Annotated in this window: 22 protein-coding genes; 5 read left to right on the top strand and 17 right to left on the bottom strand. The window is 64.6% G+C overall.

What is annotated here, in order from left to right:
* Positions 1 to 44: 44 nt before the first annotated feature.
* Positions 45 to 842: an exodeoxyribonuclease III gene (gene xth, locus XI09_RS19265; protein ID WP_177233939.1), complete on the top strand. Its 798-nt coding sequence runs from the start codon at positions 45 to 47 to the stop codon at positions 840 to 842.
* A gap of 16 nt (positions 843 to 858) precedes the next feature.
* On the opposite strand, the gene XI09_RS19260 is transcribed toward xth, so the two are convergent.
* The 9 genes from XI09_RS19260 to XI09_RS19220 form a co-directional block, all read right to left on the bottom strand.
* The gene (locus tag XI09_RS19260) at positions 859 to 1,680 is read right to left on the bottom strand and encodes a tetratricopeptide repeat protein (RefSeq protein WP_271568240.1); all 822 of its coding nucleotides are present in this window, start codon (positions 1,678 to 1,680) and stop codon (positions 859 to 861) included.
* Entirely contained in the window at positions 1,667 to 3,391 is a 1,725-nt protein-coding gene (gene ilvD, locus XI09_RS19255) for a dihydroxy-acid dehydratase (RefSeq protein WP_271568239.1), read from the bottom strand. The genes XI09_RS19260 and ilvD overlap by 14 nt, the downstream gene beginning before the upstream one ends.
* 811 nt (positions 3,392 to 4,202) lie before the next feature.
* Positions 4,203 to 4,784, bottom strand: coding sequence for a hypothetical protein (locus tag XI09_RS19250; RefSeq protein ID WP_271568238.1), 582 nt, complete (start codon positions 4,782 to 4,784; stop codon positions 4,203 to 4,205).
* 339 nt (positions 4,785 to 5,123) lie between these two features.
* On the bottom strand, positions 5,124 to 5,705 hold the full coding sequence (locus XI09_RS19245; protein WP_271568237.1) for a hypothetical protein: 582 nt from the start codon (positions 5,703 to 5,705) through the stop codon (positions 5,124 to 5,126).
* Positions 5,706 to 5,882: 177 nt separating this feature from the next.
* On the bottom strand, positions 5,883 to 6,104 hold the full coding sequence (locus tag XI09_RS19240) for a hypothetical protein (RefSeq protein ID WP_271568236.1): 222 nt from the start codon (positions 6,102 to 6,104) through the stop codon (positions 5,883 to 5,885).
* Between the two features lie 87 nt (positions 6,105 to 6,191).
* On the bottom strand, positions 6,192 to 6,449 hold the full coding sequence (locus tag XI09_RS19235; protein WP_271568235.1) for a hypothetical protein: 258 nt from the start codon (positions 6,447 to 6,449) through the stop codon (positions 6,192 to 6,194).
* Positions 6,450 to 6,564: 115 nt separating this feature from the next.
* Positions 6,565 to 6,777, bottom strand: coding sequence for a hypothetical protein (locus tag XI09_RS19230; protein WP_271568234.1), 213 nt, complete (start codon positions 6,775 to 6,777; stop codon positions 6,565 to 6,567).
* A gap of 153 nt (positions 6,778 to 6,930) precedes the next feature.
* Complete coding sequence (locus XI09_RS19225) at positions 6,931 to 7,107, bottom strand: hypothetical protein (protein WP_167770894.1); 177 nt, start codon at positions 7,105 to 7,107, stop codon at positions 6,931 to 6,933.
* Positions 7,108 to 7,211: 104 nt separating this feature from the next.
* Positions 7,212 to 8,948, bottom strand: coding sequence for an adenylate/guanylate cyclase domain-containing protein (locus XI09_RS19220; RefSeq protein WP_271568233.1), 1,737 nt, complete (start codon positions 8,946 to 8,948; stop codon positions 7,212 to 7,214).
* 325 nt (positions 8,949 to 9,273) lie between these two features.
* On the opposite strand from XI09_RS19220, the gene XI09_RS19215 reads away from it, so the two are divergent.
* Positions 9,274 to 11,460, top strand: a complete 2,187-nt coding sequence (locus tag XI09_RS19215) for a lytic transglycosylase domain-containing protein (RefSeq protein WP_271568232.1) — start codon at positions 9,274 to 9,276, stop codon at positions 11,458 to 11,460.
* An 84-nt stretch (positions 11,461 to 11,544) separates the two neighbouring features.
* On the opposite strand, the gene XI09_RS19210 is transcribed toward XI09_RS19215, so the two are convergent.
* Positions 11,545 to 11,943 carry a hypothetical protein gene (locus tag XI09_RS19210; protein ID WP_271568231.1) on the bottom strand — a complete coding sequence of 133 codons (399 nt, stop codon included), beginning with the start codon at positions 11,941 to 11,943 and terminating at the stop codon, positions 11,545 to 11,547.
* 163 nt (positions 11,944 to 12,106) lie between these two features.
* On the bottom strand, positions 12,107 to 12,475 hold the full coding sequence (locus XI09_RS19205) for a hypothetical protein (protein ID WP_271568230.1): 369 nt from the start codon (positions 12,473 to 12,475) through the stop codon (positions 12,107 to 12,109).
* 712 nt (positions 12,476 to 13,187) lie between these two features.
* On the opposite strand from XI09_RS19205, the gene XI09_RS19200 reads away from it, so the two are divergent.
* From XI09_RS19200 to XI09_RS19190, 3 genes are all read left to right on the top strand, one after another.
* Positions 13,188 to 15,620 carry a PAS domain S-box protein gene (locus XI09_RS19200; protein ID WP_271568229.1) on the top strand — a complete coding sequence of 811 codons (2,433 nt, stop codon included), beginning with the start codon at positions 13,188 to 13,190 and terminating at the stop codon, positions 15,618 to 15,620.
* Entirely contained in the window at positions 15,617 to 16,282 is a 666-nt protein-coding gene (locus XI09_RS19195) for a response regulator transcription factor (protein WP_271568228.1), read from the top strand. The genes XI09_RS19200 and XI09_RS19195 overlap by 4 nt, the downstream gene beginning before the upstream one ends.
* Before the next feature lie 87 nt (positions 16,283 to 16,369).
* Positions 16,370 to 16,756, top strand: a complete 387-nt coding sequence (locus XI09_RS19190; RefSeq protein ID WP_271568227.1) for a response regulator transcription factor — start codon at positions 16,370 to 16,372, stop codon at positions 16,754 to 16,756.
* Between the two features lie 78 nt (positions 16,757 to 16,834).
* Here the strand turns inward: XI09_RS19190 and XI09_RS19185 are convergent, their stop codons facing one another.
* From XI09_RS19185 to XI09_RS19160, 6 genes are all read right to left on the bottom strand, one after another.
* Complete coding sequence (locus XI09_RS19185) at positions 16,835 to 17,806, bottom strand: tripartite tricarboxylate transporter substrate binding protein BugD (RefSeq protein WP_271568226.1); 972 nt, start codon at positions 17,804 to 17,806, stop codon at positions 16,835 to 16,837.
* An 87-nt stretch (positions 17,807 to 17,893) separates the two neighbouring features.
* Positions 17,894 to 19,135: a threonine synthase gene (locus XI09_RS19180; RefSeq protein WP_271568225.1), complete on the bottom strand. Its 1,242-nt coding sequence runs from the start codon at positions 19,133 to 19,135 to the stop codon at positions 17,894 to 17,896.
* Positions 19,136 to 19,170: 35 nt separating this feature from the next.
* On the bottom strand, positions 19,171 to 19,482 hold the full coding sequence (locus XI09_RS19175; protein ID WP_271568224.1) for a hypothetical protein: 312 nt from the start codon (positions 19,480 to 19,482) through the stop codon (positions 19,171 to 19,173).
* Between the two features lie 12 nt (positions 19,483 to 19,494).
* Positions 19,495 to 20,916, bottom strand: coding sequence for a dihydrolipoyl dehydrogenase (gene lpdA, locus XI09_RS19170; RefSeq protein ID WP_271568223.1), 1,422 nt, complete (start codon positions 20,914 to 20,916; stop codon positions 19,495 to 19,497).
* A 17-nt stretch (positions 20,917 to 20,933) separates the two neighbouring features.
* Positions 20,934 to 21,167 carry a hypothetical protein gene (locus XI09_RS19165; RefSeq protein WP_271568222.1) on the bottom strand — a complete coding sequence of 78 codons (234 nt, stop codon included), beginning with the start codon at positions 21,165 to 21,167 and terminating at the stop codon, positions 20,934 to 20,936.
* Between the two features lie 8 nt (positions 21,168 to 21,175).
* Positions 21,176 to 22,170, bottom strand: a 995-nt coding sequence (locus XI09_RS19160) for a 2-oxo acid dehydrogenase subunit E2 (RefSeq protein ID WP_271568221.1), incomplete at its 5' end; no start/stop codon positions are given.

Raw genomic sequence — 22,170 nt, 5'->3', positions numbered from 1 at the left:
TTTGCATTTTGTTCTAACGGGTGCCCCTGCCCGGAGCCGTCGGAATGCCCATCAGAGTAGCCACCTGGAACGTGAACTCGGTCCGGCAGCGGATCGATCTGCTCCTGACCTGGCTGAAGGAGTGCCAGCCGGACATCGTCTGCCTCCAGGAGATCAAATGCGTCGATGAGGCCTTCCCGCGCCTGGAGATCGAGGCGCTCGGCTACAACGTGGTCACGCACGGGCAGAAGACGTTCAACGGCGTCGCCCTGCTCTCGAAGCTCCGCTTCGACGAGACCAAGTCGGGGCTGGCCGGCGACGACGAGGATGCGCATGCCCGCTTCCTCGAGGGCGTGGTGACGCTCAAGCACGGGGTGCTGCGCATCGCCTGCCTCTATCTGCCCAATGGCAATCCGGTCGGGACCGAGAAATATCCCTACAAGCTCAAATGGATGTCGCGACTTCTTGAATATTCGAAGGAGCGCCTCAAGACCGAGGAGCCGCTGATCCTCGCGGGCGACTTCAACGTCATCCCGCATGCCCGCGACGTCCACAATCCGGCGGCATGGACCGAGGACGCCCTGTTCAAGGCGGAGACGCGGGAGAGCTTTCAGTCCCTGCTCGGCCTCGGCCTGACCGATGCCTTGCGGGCCGTCACCGACGATCCGGGGCTCTACACCTTCTGGGATTACCAGGCCGGCGCATGGCAGAAGAACCATGGTCTGCGCATCGACCATCTGCTGCTGTCGCCGCAGGCCAGCGACCGGCTCGCCAATGTCGGCATCGACAGCTATGTGCGCGGCTGGGAGAAGCCGTCGGACCACGTTCCGGTATGGGCAGATCTGGATCTGGAGGCGGCGTAACGCCACCTCTTGGGGATCACTCCCGGCGGCCCTGCACCCACTGTTCCAGCATTTGCAGGCACATGGCGCGGTCGTCGTCGGAGGCCTTGGCGAAGGCGCGGTTGTAGCTTTCCTTGATCCAGGTCTCTTCGGCGCCGGCGCTGTCGCGCGCCAGGGTCAGCCACATCAGGCCGCGCGCGGCCTGCCGCGGCAGGCGGTCGCCGTTGAACAGCATCTGGCCGAGCAGCGCCTGGGCCTCGTGCTGGCCCTTCTGGGCGGCGAGCCCGAGCCAGCGCGCGCCATAGCGGAAATCCTCGCGCGAGGCGTCCGGCGTCTTCAGGTACAGCCGGGCGAGATCGTACTGGGCATCCGCATTGCCGAAATAGGAGGCCGCATAGGAGAACATCTCCCGCGCCCGGTCCTGGTCCGGCTTGATCTTCGAGTTCGGGATACCGCTGAGATAGTAGCGGCCGAGCGCGACGAAGGCATTGGCCACGATCTGCGCCTGCGGCGCCGAGGGGCTGTCCTCGGCATGCGCGTTGGCGATCCGGCTGAAATATTCGAAGGCGCGCACGTCGTCCTGGGCCACGCCGTCGCCATTGGCGTACATGCGGCCGAGCTTCCACTGCGCGATCGGATGGCCGCCCTCGGCGGCATATTGCAGGGCGCTGAGCGACGTTTCCTGGGTCGCCGGCGGCACCTTGCCGCGCACCGCACCCGCGGCCCCCGGCAAGGTGGTCACGACAGGGATGGTCGCGTCCTTCTGGTTGACCGGCGCGCCGTCGAAGGCGAGCGCCGGCGCGACCAGCGCACTGGCCCCCAAAACAAACGCAACAATGGCACGCCTAGATGTCCGCATAGCACTGTTTCTCGTGCGCACCGCCCGGATGGGTGACTGCCCCCCCGACCGCTGGTCCAACCTGCTGAGCATATTTCCAGAGCGCGCCCGTCGTGTGATTAGTCGCGCGAGCGCTCCATTTGGTCTTGCGCTGGGCAAGCTCCTGGTCGCTCAATTTTACGTTAAGGGTACCGGCGTCCGCATCGATCTCGATGATGTCGCCATCCTCGAGCAGCCCGATCGGGCCGCCGATGGCGGCTTCCGGCCCGACATGGCCGATGCAGAAGCCGCGGGTAGCGCCGGAGAAGCGGCCGTCGGTAATGAGCGCGATCTTGCCGCCCATGCCCTGTCCGGTCAGCGCCGCGGTGGTCTGGAGCATTTCCCGCATGCCGGGGCCGCCCTTCGGCCCCTCGTAGCGGATCACGATGACTTCGCCTTCCCGGTAGGTGCGCTTCTGGACCGCCTCGAAAGCATCCTCCTCCCGGTCGAAGCACCTGGCCGGACCGGTAAACTTGAGGTTGGACATTCCCGCGACTTTCACGATCGCACCTTCTGGCGCCAAATTGCCCTTCAGACCCACCACACCGCCAGTCACGGTGATCGGCTTGTCTGCCGGGTGCACCACGTCCTGGTGCGGATTCCACTTCACGCTTTTGAGGTTTTCGGCGATCGTTCGACCGGTGACCGTAATGCAGTCGCCGTGGAGAAATCCGTTGTCGAGCAGCGTCTTCATCAGAAGCGGGATGCCACCTACTTCAAACATGTCTTTGGCGACATAACGGCCGCCCGGCTTCAAATCCGCGACATAAGGTGTCTTTTTGAAGATTTCGGCGACGTCGAACAGGTCGAACTTGATGCCGCACTCGTGCGCGATCGCCGGTAGGTGCAGCGCAGCATTGGTCGAGCCGCCGGAGGCCGCGACAACGGCGGCGGCGTTCTCCAATGCCTTGCGGGTGACGATGTCGCGCGGCCGGATGTTTTGGGCGATCAGCTCCATCACCTGCTCGCCCGCGGTCATGCAGAAAGCGTCGCGGATTTCATACGGTGCCGGAGCACCAGCCGAGTAAGGCAGCGCCAGGCCGATGGCTTCCGAAACAGTCGCCATGGTGTTGGCGGTGAACTGCGCGCCGCAGGCACCCGCGGAGGGGCACGCCACGCGCTCGATCTCGTCGAGATCCTCGTCCGACATGGCGCCGACCGAGTGTTTGCCGACGGCTTCGAACATGTCCTGCACGGTGACCTGCTGCCCGCGGAAATTGCCGGGCAGGATCGAGCCGCCATAAATGAAGATCGAGGGCACGTTGAGGCGCACCATCGCCATCATCATGCCCGGCAGCGACTTGTCGCAGCCGGCAAGGCCGACGAGGGCGTCATAGGCATGGCCGCGGACGGTCAGCTCGACCGAGTCGGCGATGCATTCGCGCGACGGCAGCGAGGAGCGCATGCCGTCATGGCCCATGGCGATGCCGTCGGTCACGGTGATGGTGCAGAACTCGCGGGGCGTGCCGCCGGCATGCGCGACGCCCTTCTTCACCGCCTGCGCCTGGCGCATCAGGGAGATGTTGCAGGGGGCGGCTTCATTCCAGCAGGAGGCGACGCCGACGAAGGGCTGGTGGATCTGCTCCGTGGTCAAACCCATAGCGTAGAAGTAGGACCGATGGGGCGCACGCGCAGGGCCTTCCGTCACGTGACGGCTCGGCAGCCTCTGCTTGATGTTGGTCTTCGCGTCCATCGCAAACCAGTTTCCCCGGTCAACCCTTTCAGACCCGAAAAATCAGACCCAAGATTTGAATCGACCTTGGGATTTCCCGTCGCCTCGAGGACTGCCGCTGCCTCCGAAACATTAGAGTGATTTTATTCATGTTCGGGTGTGGCTAAAAAGCGGCGGTGATGCGAACGGCTGGCGATGAGGGTTTAATCCGGAAGGAGTGTTGCGCGGACAGCACAATCGTTACCGGGAAGACACGGGTCGGCTTACTGGGATACCCTCGCGAAGATGACAATCCACAACTTCAGATTTTGCGGCGGGTACGGCGCGCCCCGGCGCGGTCTCATGGCGGGAGCGTGCCTCACCTGAGTCGCGCCCTCACACTGCGAGCACCGTCATCCTTCGAGGCTCGTCCTGCGTCGCAGAACGAGCACATCCAGCGACAATGGCTTCGCCATTGCACGAGGATGACGGCGAAGGATTTGAGCGTGCTGCATCAACCAAGTCATTGCGAGCGCAGCGAAGCAATCCAGAGTCTTTCCGCAGAGGGATCCTGGATTGCTTCGCTGCGCTCGCAATGACGGAGTATGAGGCATCGGCTTCGTCCTCCAAATACAACTGTCATTCCCCGCGAAGGCGGGGAATCCAGTACGCCGCGACCTCTCGGCTAAACCACAACTGTTTCGGAGTACTGGATCGCCCGCCTTCGCGGGCGATGACAGCGAGTGTATGGTCGCAGACACGCCTTCCCGTTCTCGCGACGGATTTCGCCCGAGCTTTGCTTGATCTTTTCGTCCTCTAAGCCAAGAGGGCGCAGGGAAGGCCGGGTGCTGACCTAGCACCCGCGGTCTGCTGCGCAAAAGGCACACGCAGAAAACCGCACAGCAGCATACAGGTGTAGCCAATCACTCGGCCTTCCCTGCGCAGTGGTTGGACGGCTTATGCCGTGCTCTCCCGGGAGCCGAGTTCCTTCTGGCCTCCCTCGCCCTCGCGGAATTCGCCGACACCGCGCCGGTTGACGCTCGTGTCGCATCCGCCAAGCCCCCCCCCCCCCCCCCCCCCCCCCCCCCCCCCCCCCCCCCCCCCCCCCCCCCCCCCCCCCCCCCCCCCCCCCCCCCCCCCCCCCCCCCCCCCCCCCCCCCCCCCCCCCCCCCCCCCCCCCCCCCCCCCCCCCCCCCCCCCCCCCCCCCCCCCCCCCCCCCCCCCCCCCCCCCCCCCCCCCCCCCCCCCCCCCCCCCCCCCCCCCCCCCCCCCCCCCCCCCCCCCCCCCCCCCCCCCCCCCCCCCCCCCCCCCCCCCCCCCCCCCCCCCCCCCCCCCCCCCCCCCCCCCCCCCCCCCCCCCCCCCCCCCCCCGCCCTGTCGACGGAGCCGGAAACTTGCTGGCGAGACGAACCTGACAGCGCCGCTCGTCTGGCACGAAGTGTTGGGCTCACGGAGAGCAATCCGCCCTGCCCTTAACTTCTCGCGCCCGACACTGCCGCGTCCACCGCAAGCCCGGCTCGCGAAAAATGACGACACATGATCGCCCCTCAAGGTCAAGCCGGGATGGGCGACACATACGACAAATCCGAATTTCGGTAAAGTGGAATATTTTAGCGAAGGCGGGTTGACAGCCCATGCAGGTGTTTTGCCCGTCGGGTCACAAGGCCTGTAGCCCGGATGAGCGCAGCGACATCCGGGGTCTTGCCACAAGCTACAACGGCCCCGGGTATCGCTGCGCTCACCCGGGCTACGGGAAAGCGGAACGCGCTGGCGCTCAGGCCGACATCGCCCCCTTGCGCCCGAACGGATCGACCAGGCGGACGATCTCGCAGGCGGCGACGAGGCCGGCGAGCCAGACCGCACTGGTCAGCCCAATCCGCGCCACGATGGCCGCAGTGAAGGCACCCTCTCCGCCGAGGACCGGCGTCGCGGCGAGCAGCACGAGCTCATAGGCCGCGTAGGCGGCGACGAATGTGATCGCCAGCATCAGCGGCGTGCGGCCCTGCGGCAGCATACGAAGGACCGCCGATGAGGCCGCGGTCGCGACGAGCGCAGCAGCGCCAATGACAAAGCCCCAGGCGATCGTGCTGCCATCGATCGGATAGTGCAGCGCGCCGAAGCCGATGCTCTGGTTCACGAGCCAGGCGCCGGTGACGACGAGCAGCGCCCGACGCAGCGGCAGCATTGCGGCCGCAACGACGGCGAAGGCCGCAAACGGCGTCGCGCAGGCGAGCGCGAAGCTCGCGAGTGCGCATGACACCGTCAGCAGCGCAAAGCCGAACATCGGCGCAAGGCGCGGCGCGACCGGGTGAAGGCGAAAACGGTCGGCATGGGGCGAAAGCTTGTCAGTGGCCATCCTTGGTCTCCTGACGCCGATCCTAGCACATTTGTCGAGAGTTGAACCACACGATCCACCTCGCGACGCGACCGGCGGACTCAGCGAACCCCAAAAGCGCGATGAGATCGATGAATCGTCATCGCGCTCTAGGTTATTGTTTGAGGAAAACCGCTTCGCACTTTTCCGGATCATGCTCTAGGAAGATTTCCGCGCCGCGCGCGTCGTGACCACCGCCCGCTCGCCGGCATCGACCAGCTGACCGATGCCGGTCCGACCTGCCAGCGCGCAGCGGACGATGTTCTCGGCGACCGACCTGCGGAACGCATGATCCTCGCCCACGGGCCGATTGCGGCAAATCCGATCCAGCGCCAGCTTCATGTTGATCCGTGTGCGGGTGTCGAAATGCTCGTTGATCATTCGCCCGGCCTCGATAGGTGATGTTGTGGCAGAAACGTCCGACGATCGGCCGGGTTCCCGAACAGGATCGAGCAATATGCCGGCCGCCTAGGTGCGGCCTCTCGGGCGCTGCGCCTGGGCCAAGGCCACAGTGACGTCGCGCGGCGGGATGTCGATGCGCCTGATCGGCGTCAATTCGCGCGAGGCGGAGACGATCGCGGTCTCCTCGCGGCGACAGCGCGGGCACACGAAGCGGACCTCGCTCGGGGACGCCGACCAGCTCGAGCGTTTGACGTTGGCCGCCATCGGCCATGCGTCGCAATGCGCGCACGACACCAGAAACCGGCCGGGATCGAGCATACCCATTCCATCGGACTCCGCGTCCTGCCTGCTCCCATCAATGATTATGTCAGGTGAATCGTTCCGGTGTCCCGACACCGTCAGCCCCTCGACGCCCGAGGGGCCGGCGATCCCTGGCCGCTCAGTGCGCGCCCTTGAGCGTGCAGGACGTGGTGCAGGTGACCGTGTTGCCATGGTCGCACGCCTTGCAGGCGGCCACGCACTGGTTCATGTCGCGGGGATTGTAAGAGCTGTAGTTCCGCATGGGGCAGGCTGCGGTCGAGCCGGTGATGTCCTGCTCCTGGTTGCAGGCCGCCGTCATGAGCGCGAGGATGAGCACCGCAAGAAGACGCATGGGATTGCCCCGTAAGACACCGGCAAAGCAACATCAGCGGAACACACTGCATCGCAGCGAGCCCCGGCATTCCCACCGCGAGCCATCGCGAATCGCGACGCTCGCATCCTCAAAGGATGCGTATCAAATGTTAAGATCGGATTGCAGCCGCCTTCAGGCCGCAGCCCTGGATGCGACCGCGGCCCGCGTCTCGCGCGCCAGCTGATAGTAGTGCTCGGCAAGCTTGAGATAGAATTCGCGCTTGGTGCTGTCGGTGGCGAGCTTGGCGATCAGCTCGCATTCGGCCGTAAGCGTCTCGAACCGTTCCAGCCTGTCCTCAAGTTCTGTCATCGGCGTGTCCCCATCAAACGCCTCAAGGACGGCCAACCTAAGCCCGGGAAATACGTCACGGCGAACATCGTTATCGAGTAGAATCATTTTTTCCCGCGCGGGGCTTACTTCTGCTCCAGCCGCCAGGCGCCGTCCCACCCCTCGTCCGGCGGATTGGCCTCGAACTGCGCGATCCGGGCGAGCAGCGTGCGCGAGGGACCGTCGCCGGGGACGGCTTCGAGCGCCGCGTTGAAGGCGGCGCGGGCCTCGTCGAAGCGGCGGGCGCGGTAGGCGGCGAGACCTTCGGCATAGTGCGTGCGCAAGCCGTCCTGCGCGGCGGTGAGCGTGCCGGCCCTCGCCATCACCTCGAAGATCGCCTGCGGCGCGCTCTGGCCGGCGACCGCCAGACGATCGATCTCGCGCAATTCGAGGCGCTCACCGATCGCATCCGCGGTCGCCTGCGCGATCAGGATGCGGGTGCCGTAGACCTTGTTGACGGCCTCGAGCCGCGAAGCGAGGTTCACCGCATCGCCCATCACGGTGAAGCTCATCATCAGCTCGGAGCCGATGCTGCCGGTGAGGACCTCGCCGGTGGCGATGCCGATGCGCAGATCGCAGGGCGCGGGCATGGCGCGGATGCCGAGCAGATCGGGCAATTGCTTCTGGAGCGCGGGCACCTGGTCTGCCATGTCGATGGCGGCACAGCCGGCCAGGAGTGCCGGCTCGTCCTCCTCGATGAAGGGCGGGCCCCAATAGGCCATGATGGCATCGCCGATATATTTGTCGATGACGCCGCGATTGCTCCTGATCGGGACCGACATCACCGTGAAATAGTGGTTCATCACCTTGACGAGGCCGCGCGGGGTCATGCCCTCGCTCATCGAGGTGAAGCCGCTCATGTCGCAGAACATGATGGTCATCACCCGGCGCTGGCCGTCGATGGCGACCTCCGGCCGGTCGATCAGGCCCTGGACCACCTTGGGATCGATGTAGCGACCAAACGTCTCGCGGATGCGCTCGTTGTGGCGCAACTGCTCGATCATGCGGTTGAAGGCGGCCGCGAGCTCGCCGATCTCGTCCTGGGTCGAGACGGCGATGGTCTTGTCGAAGCGCCCGGCCTCGACCTCGCGGGTGCCGGCGAGCAACAGCCGCACCGGCCGCGTGATGCCGCCAGACACCAGCAGCGCGAAGGCAAATCCGACAATCGCCGCGAGCAAGGTCACGATGCCCGAAATGACGATTGCCTGCCGCTGGTGGCTCATCACCTGCGATGTCGAAGCGAAGACCTGTGTCAGCATGTCGGCGCGGATCGCATCGAACTTCTGATTGAACTGGTCGCGGATGGCGTCGATATGCTCCAGCGTGCCGCGGGCTTCTGCCATCTGCTTGGCGTCGACCAGCTTGAGCAGCTTCGCGTGGTCCTCGTTCAGATCGCGGCGCAGCTCGGTGACGGCAGTCTCGATGCGGATCTCGATCCGCGCCAGCGCGGCATTGTCGGACGGCGTCCTCGGATCGTCGATGATCGCGTTGATGAGCTTGCGTGCGCCCTCGGCCTCCTCCTCGATCTTGCGGTCCGCCTCCTCGAACTCGCGCAGGCGCGCAGCATAGGCCTCCTCGTCCGAGGACGCCTGCATCTTCATCATGACCATGCGCCGCAGCGCCACCGACCGCTCCAGCGAGCGGATATTGGCGCGCGCCAGATCGCCATAGGCCGGGATGTAGCGGTTGGTCAGCTCGTCAAGAAGTACTCCGACCTGGCTCGACATCACCATCGACAGGATCGAGGTGACCAGCATCAGGACGATCAATCCGAGGGCGATGCCGACGATCTTGCGCCGGATCGACTGGTTGAAAATCGGCATAGGTTCGGGGCAAAGGCTGAAAGGACAGGTTGGGGAACTCAATACACCGGATTTCAGCCCGGGAACACGCGCAATCTGGCCATCGCGGCGTCCTGGACCGTGCGCAACCGTCGCGCGAGCCTTATTCGTTAACAAAGGCTAAAGACCCGGCTCTATCCCCCGTTGCAAGAGTTCCCGCATTCCATCCGTATTTTGCCGCATTGTTGCGACAGCGTGGCAAATGCGAGACGATGCCGTGGCATCGTTTTCGATGTTACTTTGATTCTCGAGCCGCATGTCGTCGCGGACCTTGGTTTGTACTGGTTTCGCAGGGGGGGACCACGGAATGAACCAGTGCCTACGCTCGCTCGCGTGTGTCGTTGCCATGGCCGCCTTGGCTCTCCTTCCGACGGAGCTGGCGGCGAAGAGCAGTCACAAACCGTCCGCCTCGAAGAAGACGCATGAGGCGAAAGCCGGCAAGCAGCGCCATGCCGCGGCGAAATCGCGTCACGGCAAGCACGCCGAGGCGAAGCGCAAGTCGAAGAAGCAGGACGACGAGCCGTCAGACAAGCCGGCGCCCCTGCCGCTGACCGGCGACCTCGGCGCACTCAAGGACGCGATCGATCTCGCGCGCAAGGGCAAGACCGATGACGCGGGCGCGGCGCGCGACCGCATCGCTGACCCCGCCGGCCAGAAGCTCGCCGACTGGTTCATGCTGCGCCATTCCGAGAGCACCGCGAATTTCAAACGCTACGCCGCCTTCCTCGCCGCCAATCCGGACTGGCCGAGCAGCGCGCTTCTGCGCCGGCGCGCCGAGGCGCGGCTGTGGCAGGAGAAGACCGACGCGGCCACCGTGCACAAATTCACCATGGACCGCCCGACCAGCGCCAAGGGCAAGTTCGCGCTCGCCCGCGTGCTGCTCGCCGAAGGCGACGCCGACAGGGCTGCCCGTCTCGTCCGCGAGGCCTGGCGCACGGACGAATTGTCGGAGCGCAGCGAGGAAGATTCCTACGAGGCGTTCCGCGATCTCCTCACCGCCGACGACCATCGCGCCCGCATGGACAAGCGGCTCGGCGCCAAGGACTATGCCGGCGCAAGGCGCGTTGCAAAACGGCTCGGCGAGGATGCGCTCGCGATCGTCAAGGCCTGCGCCGCCGTCACCGGCAAGGCCAACAAGGCCAAGGATTATCTCGATGACGTGTCGACCGAGGCGCGCCGCGATCTCGGCTATGTGCTGTGCCGCGCGCAATGGCATCTCCAGAAGGACCGCATCGACGACGCGGCCGAGGTGATCCTGGCCGCCGCGCCCGACACCATGGCAGCGCAGGACACCGACGCCTGGTGGCGCGAGCGTCGTTTGCTGGCGCGAAAACTGCTCGACCAAGGCAAGTCCAGGACCGCTTACGACGTGGTGCGCGCGGCGGCCGTGCCGGCGATGGAGGTCTATCGCGTCGACTACCACTTCATGTGCGGCTGGATCGCGCTGCGCTATCTCGACGATCCCAGGACGGCGATGATGCACTTCGCCGCGATCGACGAAGGCTCGGCCAATCCGCTCGCGCTGTCGCGCGCCCATTACTGGCGCGGCCGTGCCGCGGAAGCGATGGGGGTGACGGCCGATGCGCGCCAGAGCTATCAAGCGGCGTCGCGCTACCCGACCGCCTATTACGGTCAGCTCGCCCGCGCCAAGCTCGGCCTCGACCGCATCGAGCTGCGCCCGCCCTCGCCCGTACTGGCCGCAGCCGACACGCAGGCCCTGGATGAGCGCGTGCGCGCGGCCGACATGCTCTATGGCATCGGCGAGCGCGACACGGTGTTCTACTACGCCGAGGATTTTGCCAAGGAGAGCACCGACGTTGCCGCCCTCGAAGGCCTCGGCGAGCTGGCCGGACGGCGCAACGATGCGCGCGTCATGCTGGAGGTGGGCAAGTCGGCGCTGGCGCGCGGGTTCGCGCTCGACCATTACGCCTTCCCGACCATCGGCATCCCCGAGCACAAGCAGGTCGCGCCCGCGATCGAGACCAGCGTGATCTATTCGGTGGCGCGCACCGAAAGCTCGTTCGACCAGCGCGACAAGTCGCCCGCCAATGCGGTCGGCCTGATGCAGGTGACGCCGGAAGCCGGGCGCGACACCGCAAAACGCTTCGGCCTGACCTATGACTGGGACAGGATGGTCTCCGATCCCGTCTACAACACGCAGATGGGGGCGGCCGAGCTCAGCGCGCTGTTGTCGGAATATCGCGGCAACCAGATCATGACCTTCGCCGGCTACAATGCCGGCCGCGGCCGCGTGCGCGAATGGGTGCAGGCGCGAGGCGACCCCAGGGATCCCAAGGTCGATCCGGTCGACTGGGTCGAGCGCATCCCGCTGTCGGAGACGCGCAACTACGTCCAGCGCGTGATAGAGAACGTGCTGGTCTACCGTGCGCGGTTCGAGAGCAGCGGCATGGTCGCCGCGAAATCCGAGCAGCGCGTCACGACGCAGGAAGTGAGCGCGGCACCAACGGCATCGGCCGCAGCCCCCTCGCCCTAGCCCCGCGACCGCCGGGGCTGGACGCGGCGCGGGGTTGGACGCGGTGACTGCGGCCGACGACTCTGCGCGGCCTGTGTCGTTCAGCTAGCCGTCACCTCCTTCCGTGGTCAGAAGGTCGTGGGCGCGCAGATATGCCTCGGTCAGCGAGCGCGAGAGCGCGCCCATCTGCATCATCCAGCTCCAGCTCGAAATCGCCGTCAGCACCGTGATCACCTCGAGCGAGCTGCGGTAGGGCCACAGCAGTTCCATGGCCGTCTGCTGATCTCGAAGGTAGCAATCGTAGTCGCAATAACGTTCTTGCTTGGACACATGCCGGACGTAACTCGAACCCAGCGGCCGGGCGCACGCGCTGCAGACGGCGCCGTGGCAGGGACGATCCTGATTGACGAGCATGAATCTCAATGCCGTGTCCTCTCCTGCCGGCAGGCGCACCCGCCGATGCGCCTCGCCCACCTGTCTGCTCAAGATGCCGCGCGCGTACACCCCTCGATCAACGGTGCAGCTTCGTGATGAAGCGCGTAGCATTCGTAACCGCAGTAGGGCAGCCGTGTCCTGACATCGCGCAAGTAGCTGCCGCTGATCTCCTCGCAGCACCATAGACAGAGCGTCTTGCGGAAAGGGGTTCGGCCGTTCACCAGTATGAACCTCACGTGGCACCTCCAAGCGCGAAGCAGTAGACTGTGTCGACCAGAGAGGCGGACGGCGGCGGAGCGCAAAGATGGTTGCGGCCGTCGGGATTATCTCTGTTTCGCTCCACCTTCTGGGACGGAATGAGGATGTACTTTCCGTCTTCCCGGCGCCGTGCGTAAATCCTGCCGTCGACGTACCGTATCTCTGTCGGATAGCAATCCGCGCTGTTGCAGCAGCTCAGAACCGGATTGTCGGGCATGTGCCAGCTCGAATAGAACTTCTCGTGCAGGAGCTGATCCTGGGGCGGATGATGACGATGTGCATCCTGTCCAAGCTCCTCGGCCTCCGCTCCGGTCATCGACGGAAGCGACAGCGCGATCGTCAAGAGAAGCTTGCAAGCACGGTTCAGCACGCAGCCTCCCGTTCAGAATTGCGGACTTCACGCCGCCTGGAATCGAAACAGCCATCGGCGGTCGCGCTCGCGGCGCGCCCTGAAGCGATCGAGACACTTTCTGGAGCACAGCGGCGTTCGCCAGGAATAATATCGGATCAGGCCAAACTTGCCGTTACAGACAGCGCAGCCCTTTACAACGGTACCGCGCTCGGAGTGTTCAGGGCTATCGCACATCATGCTCTCCTCCTGTCTTATCATCGTGGCTACGCTCGTACGCTGGTGCACGGCCATCCACGCTCGTTATTGGAAATGCGGCCTCTCAATCGCGACCCGCCAATCATGCGGCAACTCGGAGCAACGGACGCAGAGCTTGACTCTATGAGCAGCACATCGAGCTAATTGCCGGCTTGTGCCTTGCATATCGCGTCCCCTCGAATGGTCGTGAGACTAGTCCGCACGCAACGGACCGCTCAATTGTACGGAAGTAAATGTGCGCCATGATTAGGAATGCGCGAGCTATACGTAGGTTTGTCCCGTAGTTTTCCGGCCCTTCGCCGCGCCTTCAACGAGACGGCGCAAAGCCGGCAGGCTGCACGGCGACCGCGAGTTTCGGTGGGCTGATTCCACTTTAGTCGGAAGGAATTGCTCCCCTTGTTGCAAAGTGCTCTACTTGCCTTGGCCCCAGCGAGCCGGGACGCCTGCGATGATGCCTGGCCAGATCGCGAAATTTGGGAATTCGGCCGCACAATTCCTGCTCGGCGGCCTTGCGGCGCTTCGATCATTCGGCAATGGCGCGAAGGACCAGCCCGCGGTCGCAGATGACTCGCGGCAGGACGCCGTCGATCTACGCGACGCCGTGAGGCAGTGGCGTGAGGTGTTCGAGCACAATCCGGTCATGTATTTCATGGTCGATCCGGCCGGAACAGTGCTCAACGTCAATACGTTCGGCGCCGCACAACTGGGCTACACGGCGGCTGAGCTGATTGGCCAGTCCGTGCTCAACGTCTTCTTCGAGGAGGACCACGACTTCGTCCGTCGATGCGTGGCGCAGTCCCTGGAAACCCTGCACCAGTCGCATACCTGGGAGATTCGCAAGTTCCGGAAGGACGGCTCAGTCCTTTGGGTCCGTGAAAACGCCAAGGCGATGCTGCGCGGCGACGGAACGCCGATCGTGCTGGTTGCCTGCGAAAATATCACCCAGCGCAAGGAAGCGGAGGATGCGCTGCGGCAGAGCGAGGCCTACCTCGCCCAGGCGCAGGAACTGAGCCGCACCGGCAGCTTCGGCCTGAACGTCGCGACAGGCGCGATCGTCTGGTCGAGGGAGACCTTTCGCATCTTCCAGTGCGACCTCGCGGTGAAGCCGACCTTGGATTTTGTCTTCCAGCGCATCCATCCCGAAGATCGCGATACGGTCAGAAGGACCCTCGATCGGGCCTCCCGACGCGCAGAGAATTTCGACCATGAGTATCGCCTGCTGATGCCGGATGGATCAGTCAAATACCTCCATTCCGTGGCGCGCGCGCTGAGACATGGATCCGGGCGCATCGAGTTCGTCGGGGCCGTCACCGATGTCACGGTTGCAAAGGAGTCCGAACAAAGGCTGCGGCGCAGCGAGGCCTATTTGGCCGAGGCCCAGCGGCTCAGCCATACAAGCAGCTGGGCCTGGGATGTGCGCCGTCAGGAGTTTGCCTACCGATCGGCCGAACTCTACCGCCTGTTCGGATTTGAGCCGAACCAGATCGATGTACCGGCACGGGCTTTCCAGGAACGTATCCTCCCCGAGGATTTCCAACGGATCGTCGAGGTCGAACGTCAGGCCCTCCGGCGAAAGGAATCCTTTGAAATCGACTTTCGCATTGCGCGCCCGGACGGCTCGATACGACGAGTCCATACCGAGGGACATCCCGTCATCGGCAGTGATGGCGAAGTGATGGAAATCATCGGTACCCACGTGGACGTCACCGAGCAGATCGCCGCAAAAGAAGCGCTTCAAAGGGCATTTGACGAGCTCAAGGCATCCGAGCAGCGATTCCGCGACTATGCGGAAACCGCATCGGACTGGTTTTGGGAAACCGGGCCGGATCACCGCATCACGCAGATGTCGGAACACGCCGATCCGGCCAATGCTGCGCCGACGGCCTTGATCGGCCTGACGCGTTGGGACATTCCGCCCGATGCCGAGCTCGAGCCCGGGAAGTGGGAGCAGCATCGCGCGACGCTCGATGCTCACCTCCCGTTCCGCGATCTGGTTTACCGCGGCAGGGATCGCAACGGCTCTCCAATTTACGTGCGCACCAGCGGCAAGCCCTTGCATGACGCGGACGGTCATTTTCTCGGCTATCGAGGCGTCAGTAGCGATGTAACGGCGGCGATCCGCGCCGAACAGGCTGAAGAAGCGCTGCGCAAAGCACAAGCCGAGCTCGCCCATGTCACGCGCGTCACGACGCTTGGCGAGCTCACCGCGTCGATTGCCCACGAAATCACCCAGCCTCTTGCCGCCGTGATCTCCAATGCGGACGCCTGCATGGCTTGGCTCGATCGCGACCCCGCCGACTTGAAGGCCGCGCGCCGTTCCGCAGAATGGATTGTCGAGGACGCCAATCGGGCCAGCGAGGTGATCCGCCGGATCAGGGCGCTCGCGAAGAAGACCGAGATCGAAGTGGTTCCACTCGACATCAACCAGGTCGTCAGGGAGGCGGTGGCGCTCGTTCGGCGCGAGCTCGCGACCCATAGGGTGTCGGTGCGAATGGAGTTGGCGTCCAACCTGCCGAGGATTTGCGGCGACCGGATCCAGCTCCAGCAGGTGCTGATCAACCTGGTGATGAACGGCATCGAAGCCATGCAAGCCAATGTCGACCGCCCGCGCGAACTGGCGATCCGCTCGAGCCGCACGGACGACGACGGCGACTGCCTGCTTCTCACCGTGACGGACCGCGGTGTCGGCCTCGGCAAAGACGTCAAGGAACGCATCTTCACCCCCTTCTTCACGACGAAATCGGGCGGTCTGGGGATGGGACTCTCGATCTGCCGATCGATCATCGAGGCTCATGCGGGCCGCCTTTCGGCCTTTCAAAATGAGGGGAGCGGCGCAACACTCCAGATCGCCCTGCCCTTGCCGCACAAGGACACGTCGTGACCGACCATGCCAAGCAGGCCCAGGCGAGCGCAGGTGAACCGATCGTCCTGATCGTCGATGATGATCCGTCGATGCGCCGCGCGCTGACCAATCTCTTTCAATCGGTCGGCCTTAAGGTCGAGGCCTTCAGTTCAGCGGCGGAGATCATGGAAGCCAAACCGCCTGCAGTCCCCAGTTGCCTTGTGCTCGACATCCGCCTGCCAGGATTGAGCGGCCTCGACCTCCAGGCGGACCTCGCCAAGGCCAATATTCACACGCCCATCATCTTTATCACCGGTCATGGCGATATTCCCATGACCGTGAGAGCCATGAAGAGCGGTGCCGTCGATTTTCTGACCAAGCCGGTGCGCGACCAGGACATGCTGGATGCGGTGCAGGCGGCGATCGAACGGGATCGCAGGCGGCGCGATGCCGAGAAGTCGATCTCAGGCGTGCGATCCCGTTTCGAGGGGCTGACTGCGCGCGAGCGCGACGTCCTCGCCCTGGTTGCATCCGGCCTGATGAACAAACAGGTCGCCGCCGAACTTGGATTGGCCGAGATCACCGTGAAGATCTATCGCGGGCAGATCATGCGGAAAATGGAGGCGAAGTCATTGGCCGATCTCGTCAGAATGACCGACGCGCTCGGAATCCCGCGCAATAGGGGTCATCTGCAAACCTAAGTATGCTTTCCAATCTCGCTCCGGGGGCCCACTTTCCGTAAGCGGCTGAACCGCGGCCGGCGGCTCCCCCGTTCAGGAGCGATCATATTGTCAGTGCCTTCGATCATTTCCGTCATTGATGATGATTCCTCCGTTCGCCTCGCGACGAACAACCTCCTGACATCGCGCGGATACACGGTCTACACCTTTGGCTCCGCTCACGAATTTCTCCAATCCGCCGAACTGGACACGACCTCCTGCGTGATCGCGGACGTGCAGATGTTGGCTATGAGCGGTGTCGAGCTGTTGACGCATATGCGCAGCCTCGGGCGCATCACGCCCTTCATCTTCATGACGGCTTTTCCCGACGACGCCGTGCGCGACCGCGCGCTGAAGGCCGGCGCGACCTGCTTTCTCGCGAAGCCGTTTTCCACGCCGGCTCTGCTTCAATGTCTGGATGCGGCCCTGTCGAGGTCCGGTGAAGGCAAGATGTAACCCGGCCGCACCTGCCCCTGATCGCTCCTCAGGCTGCGGCGACTCATCGTCGTGGCGACATACGTAGAGGCGAGGCGCTCAATCCACCTTGATGTTGGCCGCCTTGATGATCGGCCACCACTTCGCGATCTCCGCCTTCTGGCGGATGCCGAGGGCTTCGGGCGTGAGTTGATCCCGCGGCGTCATCTCCAGGCCCTGGCTTTCGAGCTGCTTCTTCACGGCGGGATCGTTCAGCGCTTCCACGGCCGCGGCATTCAGCTTGGCCACGATCTCCTTCGGCGTGCCCTTCGGCACCCACATGCCCGACCACAGCGTCATGTGGAAGCCTTTCAGGCCCGCCTCCTCCGCGGTCGGGATGTCGGGCGCCGAGGGCAGGCGCTTGTCGTCGGTGATGGCGTAGGCACGGATGGTGCCGGCGCGGACCTGGTTGATGGAGTTGGAGGTCTGGTCGACGATGACGTCGATCTGGCCGGCGATGAGATCGTTCAGTGCGGGCGCGGTGCCGCGATACGGCACGTATTGCAGCTTGATGCCGGAGACGCTTTCGAAATAGACGCCGGCGATGTGGCTGCCGGAGCCTGCACCGGCCGTACCGGCCGTGGGGGACGACGGGCGCGACTTCAGCCAGTCCAGCAGCTCCTTCAGCGAGGTCGCGGGCACCGCGTTCTTGCTGACCACGATCATCGGATTGCTCGGCAGCAGCACCACCGGCTCGAGATCGGCAACGAGGTCGTATTTGAGCTTGTAGACGGCGCCGTTGGCCACATGAGTGCCGAGATGGCCGAACGAGATGGTGTAGCCGTCCGGCGGCGATTGCACGGCGCGGCTGACGCCGATCGAGCCGCCGGCGCCGGTGACGTTCTCGACCACCAGGGGCTGGCCGAGCGGCGTCCGCATCCGTTCGGCGAGCACGCGCGCCATCGCATCCGACGGGCCGCCGGCCGCAAAGGGAACGATGATGGTGATGGGATGCGAGGGATAGTCGTCGGCGCGCGCGGCGCCGGCGAGAGCGAGAATACTGATCAGCGCGGCCCAGACGGCCTTCGTCATTGTTCTCTCCCCAGCAATGTCATTCTTATTTTTGCCTCTTCCCGCGTACGGGAAGAGGGATCATTCGTGAAGAGACGAAATGACGCGCTAGAACTGCGAGAAGTCGATCGGCTTGTGACGATCCAGCGTGCGGGTGACCGGCGGCAGCGGGTATTTCAGGCCGGTCGCGCAGTTGAACAGCATCACGCGGTCGGTCTTGCTGACGCGGCCATCAGCAAGGCTCTCCTTGTAGGCGGCGTAGGTCGCGGCGCCCTCGGGGCACAGCAGCAGCCCCTCCTCGCGCGCGACCTCGCTGAGCGCCGCCGAAATCTTGTCGTCATCGACCGCGATCGCAAAGCCCTTGCTCTCGCGCACCGCGCGCAAAATCAGGAAATCGCCGATCGCCTGCGGCACGCGGATGCCCGACGCGATGGTGTGGGCGTCCTCCCAGCGCGTCGCATGCTCGGTGCCGGCCTCGAAGGCCCGCACCATCGGCGCACAGCCGGAGGCTTGCACCGCGACCATGCGCGGGCGTTTTGAGCCGATGAAGCCGATCTTCTCGAGCTCGTCGAAAGCCTTCCACATGCCGATCAGGCCGGTGCCGCCGCCGGTCGGATAGAAGATCACGTCGGGCACGTCCCAGCCGAGCTGCTCGGCGAGCTCGAGGCCCATCGTCTTCTTGCCTTCGATGCGGTAGGGCTCCTTGAGCGTGGAGGTGTCGAACCAGCCGACCTTCGCCTTGCCCTCGCCGACGATCTTGCCGCAATCGTCGATATAGCCGTTGACGCGGTAGACGGTCGCGCCCTGGAGCTCGATCTCGCTGACGTTCACTTCCGGCGTGTCGGCCGGGCAGAAGATCGTGGTCTTGATGCCGCAGGACGTTGCATAGGCCGCGAGCGCCGCACCGGCATTGCCGTTGGTCGGCATCGCCATGTGCTTGATGCCGAGCGCCTTGCCCATCGACACCGCCATCACCAGACCGCGCGCCTTGAACGAGCCGGTCGGCAGCCGCCCCTCGTCCTTCACGATGATCTCGCCGCCACCGAGCTTCTTCCCGAGCTTCGGCAGCCGGATCAGCGGCGTCGTCACCTCGCCAAGCGAGACGATGTCCTGGCATTGGCGCACCGGCAGCAGCTCGCGGTAGCGCCACATGTCGCCGGGCCGCTGGCTGAGTGCGTCCTTGGTCAGCGCCTTCTTCACGCCCGCGAGGTCGTAGCGCACCAGCAGCGGCTTGCCGGCTTTCGAGAGGTTGTGGACCTGGTCGGCGGCGTAATGATCGCCTTCCATCGCGCATTCGAGATGGGTGACGAAGGTCGGGCGTTCGATGGTGAGATTGTCGTTGTCTTTCACAACTGTTCTTTCGTTTGGGGTTTGCAGTTACGTCTTCAATAAGAACCACCGCGCGGGGTTCGCCCCGCAGCGTCGGGGTACTTTGCATCGACCGCGATGTTATCGTCCCTGCACAGACCGGAGTAGCCCCAAATAAGCAGGTGATCGCCAGGACGGGCGCTCGATTCCAGGTGACGTACAAACTCTTCGTATTCGTCGAAGATTAGCATCAATGGAGCGGAACTGCCCGCGTACAAACGGTGTTCCAGAATAATCGGCTCACGTTCCAGAATATCCCGAACCTTGGCCAGAAATTCCGGCGCAAGGATATTGTTGCCCGCCTCCGACCAATCGTCACGAGCGGCCATTGCACGTCCCACTTAGATGTTCAGGACCCGTCCATACGCATCCAGCACGGCTTCCTTCATCATCTCGGACAGCGTCGGATGCGGGAATACCGTGTGCATCAGCTCTTCTTCCGTCGTCTCCAAATTCATGGCGACGACGTAGCCCTGGATCAGCTCGGTGACCTCCGCGCCGACCATGTGGGCGCCGAGCAGCTGGCCGGTCTTCTTGTCGAAGATCACCTTGACCAGGCCCTGGTCCTCGCCGAGTGCGATCGCCTTGCCGTTGCCGACGAAAGGGAAGCGGCCGACGCGGATTTCGCGGCCGTTCTCCTTGGCCGTGGCTTCGGTGAGGCCGACCGAGGCGACCTGCGGATTGCAATAGGTGCAGCCGGGGATCAGGTTCTTGTCCATGGGGTGCGGATGCAGGCCCTTGATCGCCTCGACGCAGATCACGCCTTCATGCTCGGCCTTGTGCGCGAGCATGGGGGGACCGGCGACGTCGCCGATGGCGTAGATGCCGGGGATGTTGGTCTTGCCGTAGCCGTCGATCACGATGCAGCCGCGGTCGGTTTTGACGCCGAGTTTTTCGAGACCGAGATTCTCGATATTGCCGACGACGCCGACCGCCGAGATTACCCGCTCGAACTCAGTCGTGACCAGCTTGCCCTTGCCGTCGTCGATGGTGGCGACGACGCTGTCGGCCTTCTTCTCCAGCTTCGTGACCTTGGTCGAGGACATGATCTTGATGCCCTGCTTCTCGAAGCGCTTGCGCGCGAGGCCCGCGATCTCCGCATCCTCGACGGGCAGGATCTGCGGCAGCACCTCGACCACGGTGACGTCGGAGCCCATGGTGTGGAAGAACGACGCGAATTCGATGCCGATCGCGCCGGAGCCGACGACCAGCAGCGACTTCGGCATCTTCTCCGGGACCATCGCCTCGAAATAGGTCCAGATCAGCTTCTTGTCGGGCTCGAGCCCCGGCAGCACGCGCGGCCGCGCACCGGTCGCGACGATGATGTGCTTGGCCTGGTAAGTCCCCTCGCCCAGCGCACCCTTCGGTCCCTCGACGTCGGACTTCTTCACCGTGACCTTGCCGGGCGCGTCGATCGAGGCGGCGCCCCAGATCACGCTCACCTTGTTCTTCTTCATCAGGAAGCCAACGCCGTCGTTGAGCCGCTTGGAAACGCCGCGCGAGCGCTGCACCACGGCCTTCGGGTCGAACGACACTTTCTCCGCCGACAGGCCGTAATCCTTGGCGTGCTGCATGTAGTGGTAGATCTCGGCGGAGCGTAAGAGCGCCTTGGTCGGGATGCAGCCCCAGTTCAGGCAGATGCCGCCGAGATAGGATTTTTCGACGATCGCAACCTTGAACCCGAGCTGGGCAGCGCGGATCGCGGTGACATAGCCGCCGGGGCCGGAGCCGATGATGATGATGTCGAAGGATGTATCGGCCATGGCGGCTCCCGTTCAACTCAAGCGGTCGTTGCGCCGCGGGCGCGGCGATTGAGGATGTAAGTTCTGATCAGCCATTCCAAGAGAATGACCGCTGCCATGACGGCGAAGATGGTGAGCGCGATCGGCGCCCAGATGTTGCGCGACAGCGCTTCACCGGCGAAGAAGGCGGATTCAACGATGTCGCGGCCGAGTGGACTGAGCGTGAGGATCAGCGAAACCAGCATCGAGATCCAGGGCCAGCGCGTCCTCATGCGCCATCTCAGACCATCATCATGACGGGATTTTCGATCAGCTGCTTGAACGCGCCGATCAGCTCGGCGCCGAGCGCGCCGTCGATGGCGCGGTGATCGCAGGACAAGGTCACGCTCATCATGTGCGCGATCTCGATCTTGCCGCCGCGCACGACGGGGCGCTCCTCGCTGGTGCCGACCGCGAGGATGGTCGCATGCGGCGGGTTGATCACGGCGGTGAAGTGGCTGATGCCGTACATGCCGAGGTTGGAGACGGCGGTGGTGCCGCCCTGGTATTCCTCGGGCTTCAGCTTGCGCGAGCGGGCGCGCGCGGCAAAATCCTTCATCTCGTTGGAGATGGTGGAGAGCGTCTTGGTCTCCGCTTTCCGGATGATCGGCGTGATCAGGCCGCCGGGCATCGCCACCGCAACGCCGACGTCGGAATGGTGATGCTTGACCATGCCGCTTTCGGTCCAGCTCACATTGCAGTTCGGGATCTTCTGGAGCGCGACCGCCATCGCCTTGATGACGAAGTCGTTGACCGAGATCTTGTAGAGCGGCTTCTTCTCCTTGTCCTTCGGAGCTGCCGCATTGATCTCCTCGCGCGCGGCGAGCAGCTTGCCGATGTCGCAGTCGATGGTGAGGTAGAAATGCGGGACGTTCTGGATCGACGCGGTCAGGCGCTGCGCGATGGTGCGGCGCATGCCGTCGTGCGGGACGATGTCGTAGGAGCCCGGCTCGAACAGCGACAGGATCTGCTTGTCCGACATGGTCGGCGCGATCGCGGGCGCACCTGACGGCGCCGCGGCGGGCGCCTTGAGGCCCTTGCCGGACTTGGCCTGCTCGACATCGCGGGCGACGACACGACCGTGCGGGCCGGTGCCCGTGACCATCGACACGTCGATGCCGGCGTCCTTGGCGAGGCGGCGCGCCAGCGGCGATGAGAACACGCGGCCGCCCTGGCCGTTGCTCCGAGCAGCCGGCGCGGCAGCCTGCGGCGCAGGTGCGGCGGCGGGCGGCGGCG

This window comes from Bradyrhizobium sp. CCBAU 11386, from assembly GCF_028128955.1.
Classification (GTDB): domain Bacteria; phylum Pseudomonadota; class Alphaproteobacteria; order Rhizobiales; family Xanthobacteraceae; genus Bradyrhizobium.
Note: the sequence above shows the minus strand (reverse complement) of the source record. Positions and strands in the feature narration are given on the sequence as shown.

Coding starts and splice junctions, on each gene's coding strand:
- XI09_RS19185 (WP_271568226.1), bottom strand. CDS start 17,806: ATGACGAAGGCCGTCTGGGCCGCGCTGATCAGTATTCTCGCTCTCGCC.
- XI09_RS19245 (WP_271568237.1), bottom strand. CDS start 5,705: ATGGCCACTGACAAGCTTTCGCCCCATGCCGACCGTTTTCGCCTTCAC.
- XI09_RS19220 (WP_271568233.1), bottom strand. CDS start 8,948: ATGCCGATTTTCAACCAGTCGATCCGGCGCAAGATCGTCGGCATCGCC.
- XI09_RS19235 (WP_271568235.1), bottom strand. CDS start 6,449: ATGGGTATGCTCGATCCCGGCCGGTTTCTGGTGTCGTGCGCGCATTGC.
- XI09_RS19240 (WP_271568236.1), bottom strand. CDS start 6,104: ATGATCAACGAGCATTTCGACACCCGCACACGGATCAACATGAAGCTG.
- XI09_RS19230 (WP_271568234.1), bottom strand. CDS start 6,777: ATGCGTCTTCTTGCGGTGCTCATCCTCGCGCTCATGACGGCGGCCTGC.
- XI09_RS19215 (WP_271568232.1), top strand. CDS start 9,274: ATGAACCAGTGCCTACGCTCGCTCGCGTGTGTCGTTGCCATGGCCGCC.
- XI09_RS19165 (WP_271568222.1), bottom strand. CDS start 21,167: ATGAGGACGCGCTGGCCCTGGATCTCGATGCTGGTTTCGCTGATCCTC.
- ilvD (WP_271568239.1), bottom strand. CDS start 3,391: ATGGACGCGAAGACCAACATCAAGCAGAGGCTGCCGAGCCGTCACGTG.
- XI09_RS19175 (WP_271568224.1), bottom strand. CDS start 19,482: ATGGCCGCTCGTGACGATTGGTCGGAGGCGGGCAACAATATCCTTGCG.
- XI09_RS19200 (WP_271568229.1), top strand. CDS start 13,188: ATGATGCCTGGCCAGATCGCGAAATTTGGGAATTCGGCCGCACAATTC.
- XI09_RS19260 (WP_271568240.1), bottom strand. CDS start 1,680: ATGCGGACATCTAGGCGTGCCATTGTTGCGTTTGTTTTGGGGGCCAGT.
- XI09_RS19225 (WP_167770894.1), bottom strand. CDS start 7,107: ATGACAGAACTTGAGGACAGGCTGGAACGGTTCGAGACGCTTACGGCC.
- xth (WP_177233939.1), top strand. CDS start 45: ATGCCCATCAGAGTAGCCACCTGGAACGTGAACTCGGTCCGGCAGCGG.
- lpdA (WP_271568223.1), bottom strand. CDS start 20,916: ATGGCCGATACATCCTTCGACATCATCATCATCGGCTCCGGCCCCGGC.